This is a genomic window from Bacillus sp. LR--39, assembly GCF_053613335.1.
The window spans coordinates 1-1,877 of record NZ_JBSIOT010000069.1; the positions used below are offsets into that span (position 1 = coordinate 1).

At 46.1% G+C, this 1,877-nt stretch carries 4 protein-coding genes and 1 pseudogene; 3 read left to right on the plus strand and 2 right to left on the minus strand.

What is annotated here, in order from left to right; translation table 11 throughout:
- The first annotated feature begins 62 nt into the window (after positions 1-62).
- Both ACWHAR_RS20330 and ACWHAR_RS20335 read left to right on the plus strand, forming a co-directional pair.
- Positions 63-218 (plus strand): hypothetical protein, encoded by a 156-nt coding sequence (locus ACWHAR_RS20330; protein ID WP_003244572.1) that lies wholly within the window; start codon positions 63-65, stop codon positions 216-218.
- 156 nt (positions 219-374) lie between these two features.
- Positions 375-512, plus strand: coding sequence for a YflJ family protein (locus tag ACWHAR_RS20335; RefSeq protein ID WP_003239885.1), 138 nt, complete (start codon positions 375-377; stop codon positions 510-512).
- A 40-nt stretch (positions 513-552) separates the two neighbouring features.
- Here the strand turns inward: ACWHAR_RS20335 and ACWHAR_RS20340 are convergent, their stop codons facing one another.
- The gene (locus tag ACWHAR_RS20340) at positions 553-1,218 is read right to left on the minus strand and encodes an MOSC domain-containing protein (RefSeq protein ID WP_041332874.1); all 666 of its coding nucleotides are present in this window, start codon (positions 1,216-1,218) and stop codon (positions 553-555) included.
- Between the two features lie 66 nt (positions 1,219-1,284).
- Here ACWHAR_RS20340 and ACWHAR_RS20345 point away from each other — a divergent pair, with 66 nt between their 5' ends.
- On the plus strand, positions 1,285-1,560 hold the full coding sequence (locus ACWHAR_RS20345) for an acylphosphatase (RefSeq protein ID WP_144459104.1): 276 nt from the start codon (positions 1,285-1,287) through the stop codon (positions 1,558-1,560).
- On the opposite strand, the pseudogene nosA reads toward ACWHAR_RS20345, so the two are convergent.
- Positions 1,551-1,877: pseudogene (gene nosA / locus ACWHAR_RS20350) on the minus strand (nitric oxide synthase); the annotation flags it as partial. The gene ACWHAR_RS20345 and the pseudogene nosA sit on opposite strands and share 10 nt — an antisense overlap.

Sequence of the window (1,877 nt, forward strand, 5' to 3'; positions counted from 1 at the left end):
CAGCCCGGCTCTTTCAGATATGCTACACTACTATTATGTCTGTGAAAGGAGTCTTTATCTGCATGTGGTTTATTATTTTCGGCATCATTTTTTTCATTGAAGGCATCATTATGACCGTTTACGGCGTTAAGAAAAAAAACGGGATGCTCACATATATCGGCATTGTTTTCGCCATTATGACATTTGGCGTTGTCATGATCAAACTAACCGGCCATTAAATCATATTCGGCTTTTGCTCCGCATATACATACAGAAGAACATTCGTACATCTAGTGCGAAAGGCTCAGTTTTCCCCGCATCTCTTTTCAGCATCTTTTTATAGATGTTACAATGCCAATCGTCTCGAAATCAGATAGGGAAAGGAGTTTTCTGACATGCATTACGGCAGTAAAGGCTGGTATGTGGCAGAACTAAAAAAGCAGGGGATCACGCACCATGAGGGAAGAAAGCTTCAAAGCTATAAAACCTATTTTCTTGCCAACCTGCTTGAAACAAAGAAAAAACAATCTTAAATATGGCAAAGCCGCGCACGTTGATATGCGCGGCTTTTTTCTATTCAACCGGCAGCAGCCTGTCCTTTTTTTTCATAAAGGACGCTCTCCAGCTTTCCGATAGTGCAGCCTCACTTAAAATCAGTTCTATGGCGGTGAGATTTTTTGCATCATGGTAGTTGATGCGGTTGGCGAACTGGACGGATATGCCCTTCTCTCCTCTGGACAGCAATTCAAGGTTCGCGCCGGGAGACACCCTGCCCTCCTCCAGCACGCGAAAATAAAACCCTGTATAGCCGGTTTGCTGGACCTTCAGCACCATTTCTTTTACACCAAACTTTTTCGCCAGCTTTACACACGGCTGGCGCGGCTGGCTGACCTGAACAACAGCTTCATCAATCCTGAACACATCCCCGATGCAAACATTCTCCTCAGTCAGGCCCGCGACCGTCAGATTTTCTCCAAATGCGGCATTTGACAGCGGTCTTGAGAGGAACTCTTCCCAAAACGGATAATGCTCCGCCGGGTAGACACAGACAGCCTTATCAGGTCCGCCGTGGTTGACGAGGTCCGCCTGTCCGTCTCCTTCAAAATTCTCCCGATACAGCATGACGGCTGATTCAGCCGGCCGCTTCATGATGCCGGTTTCGATTTTCTTTCCGTCATATTCAAGCGTCTGCGGTTTTCCCAGATTAAGAGAAAGAACTGAATAGCGCTCTGGTTTCATACAAACACATCCCCTTTACAGGTTGTAAAATGATTGATTATCATAAAAAGAAAAGGTGGTTTTTACATGCTTCAATACCGAATCATTGTAAACGGCCGGGTTCAAGGTGTGGGCTTTCGCTATTTTGTTCAAATGGAAGCTGATAAGCGAAAACTGGCCGGCTGGGTCAAAAACCGTGATGACGGGCGTGTCGAGATTTTGGCAGAGGGTCCGGAAAACGCCCTGCAATCGTTTGTTGAGGCTGTAAAGAACGGAAGCCCTTTCTCAAAGGTTACCGACATCTCTGTGACTGAATCCTGCAGCCTTGAAGGCCATCATCGCTTTTCTATTGTTTACTCATAAGGCTTATCTTGATAAAAATAGTTCGGCTTAACGATTGAGTTATCATAGGAGCGGTGGAAGATATGAGTGGCAGCGGGTGAAATTGGCGGAATCAGCCACGTCCAGTCTCCCGTCAGCTTTCTGCCCGCTTCTTCCTCCTGTTCTTCAAACCGTTTAAACTGGCTTGCCGCTGTATGATGGTCAACGATGCTGACACCCTGCTTTTTATACGAGTGCAGCACAGCTTTATTCAATTCAAGTAGCGCTTGATCCTTCCATAAATCCGTATTGTAATCAGCGGCGATGCCGATCACGGACGCTACTTTTTTCAGCTTGTC